The following is a 2269-nucleotide window of genomic DNA, read 5'->3' on the forward strand; positions in this document are numbered from 1 at the left end:
AAACATTTTGGACACGGATTACACGGATAAACACGGATTTTTTATCGTTTTCTCCGTGAGACTCCGTGAAATCCGTGCAATCCGTGTACGGAGTCACGGCAAATCCCAGAGAGCCAAAATTTGGAAGTTGGTGAATAGAGCTATTAGAATATGTTCAGAGCAACGAATAAAACATCTGGTGAAGAAATCGTAATTCTTGACGATAAGTGGAAGAATCAAAGAAAGCACCTCCGCTCTCTTGGCAGGAATGATATCCTTGTGTGTCCAGGGTGTTTACAGCCCGTCCGAGTTCGAGCAGGAAAAACTAACCGCTGGCATTTTGCACATAAACACCTCCAAAATTGCCCATACGGCTACGAATCACCATCGCTATTAAATGCGAGAGCTATTTTATATAAATGGCTTGTGGGAAAATTTGGCGAAAATGTAAGCATCGAAAAGAAATTTGATAATGAAAAAATCCATCGTCACCTTGATTGTTGGGTAGAGACTGAAAGATGTAACTTTGCATATTGGATCATAGAATCTGGCATGAAACCTCAGAAAAGGGAGAACCTGAAAGTCGGTTTAGGGCAACTAAATGCTCAAGTCAACTGGGTATTTGTAGTAGATATGCTCCGAGAAGACAAAATTCATTCTGAAAGTATCCACCTTACAACAACGGAGCGAGAATTCATGCAGCAGTCTGATTATGATGAAATGAAGTTTGGTAAAGTTTATATTACGGGGAAATCGCTCCATTATCTTGATCCGAGCAGTGAAACTCTAATAACATATAGAAAACTGCTTTTGATTCATTCCCCACAACTATATCAGGGGGCAAAAATAAGTAACGAGATATCATCTGTGTTGGTATCTCCGAAATCTGGAGGATTTGTACATCCGGGCGAACATGAAGGATCAGAAAAGTTGAAAAAGGAAAAAATTCAACTTGAAAGAGAACAAGAGGAACAAGAAAGAATGATCACCAAGTCCCGTCAAAAAGTTGTCGAGAGTTTTGACAATTTGGAGAGTATAGTTCTTCCAAAAATGAGCCCGGTTTCCCAGACTAGTTATGAGCCATCAATTTATAGCGGTAAAGAAGCAACGTGCATTCTTTGCGGGCAAATAACGGCTGATTACTGGTATCATAATAGAAAAGATGATACCTGCAAATGCCGAGAGTGTGCTAGCCAAGGAAGGTATTGACCAAAGAAAAGCGCAAAGTAAGTTATGGTAGGTGGGGAGGTGGGGAGGTGGGGAGGGGGCGAATCAGCGAGGGGGGGAGGGGGTCAGGAGGCGGGGGGCAGGAGGCAGGAGGCAGGAGGCAGGAGGCAGGAGGCGGAGGCAGGAGGCAGGAGGCGGAGGGTGGATGGGTGGTCAGGTGTCGAGGGGGCTGCGGACAGCGAGGGGGCCGCGATTCAAAACGTGGGTGTAGATCATGGTTGTTTTGACGTCTTTGTGGCCGAGGAGTTCTTGGACTGTGCGGACACCTGCCCAGAACGCAGGTACTGGGTATCGTAGCCGGATTCAAGGAGGTGGGTGGCGAAGCTGTGCCGGAAGGTGTGTGGGGTGACGCGTTTGGGGATATCTGCTCTTTGGGCAGCACGCTTGACTGCTTTTTGGAGTGTGCTTGGGTCAGCATGGTGACGGCGCATGATGCCTGTGCGGGGATCGCGTGATATTTTACTGGCAGGGAATACGTATTGCCAGATCCATTCCTTGTTAGCGTGGGGGTATTTGCGTTCCAGAGCATAGGGCAAGTAGACTGTTCCATATCCGGCTCCCAAATCATCTTCGTGGGTCAGCTTAACGTGACGGAGGTGAAGCTGCAAAGGCTCAATTGCTATCTCTGGCAACATGGTGATCCGGTCTTTTGCGCCTTTTCCATCGCGAACGATAATTTGACAATATTCAAAGTCTAAGTCTTTAACCCGCAGGCGGATACATTCCATAAGCCTGAGACCGCTCCCATAGAGCAATTGAGCCATCAAACGAAGGTTGCTTGGGATACAAGCGACGACCCGGATGGTTTCTTCTTTAGTGAGGACGGTGGGCAATTTCTGAGAACGTTTGGCCCAGGCTGCGTCAATATCGCCAGACAGTTCTTTGTGGATGACTTCGCGGTATAGAAAAAGGATTGCGCTGAGGGCCTGGTTTTGAGTGGCTGCGGCGACTTTTCGATCTGTGGCAAGATAGGTGAGGAAGGATTCGATTTCCTTGGTGCCCATATCTTGTGGGTGGCGGTACACGCCTTGTTGGGATTTATGAAAGAAGATGTAGCGTTTGA

3 pseudogenes are annotated in these 2269 nt (G+C 47.2%); 1 reads left to right on the plus strand and 2 read right to left on the minus strand.

The features are described 5' to 3' along the window. Window positions 1-150 precede the first annotated feature (150 nt). Window positions 151-1188: pseudogene (locus tag KKC91_12445) on the plus strand (hypothetical protein). A gap of 171 nt (window positions 1189-1359) precedes the next feature. On the opposite strand, the pseudogene KKC91_12450 reads toward KKC91_12445, so the two are convergent. Together KKC91_12450 and KKC91_12455 are read right to left on the minus strand one after the other, a co-directional pair. Then, window positions 1360-1637, minus strand: a pseudogene (locus tag KKC91_12450) (tyrosine-type recombinase/integrase). Window positions 1638-2081: 444 nt separating this feature from the next. Then, a pseudogene (locus tag KKC91_12455) lies at window positions 2082-2269 on the minus strand (phage integrase N-terminal SAM-like domain-containing protein).

Source organism: bacterium (assembly GCA_018812485.1).
In the GTDB taxonomy this organism is placed as follows: Bacteria; JAHJDO01; JAHJDO01; order JAHJDO01; family JAHJDO01; genus JAHJDO01.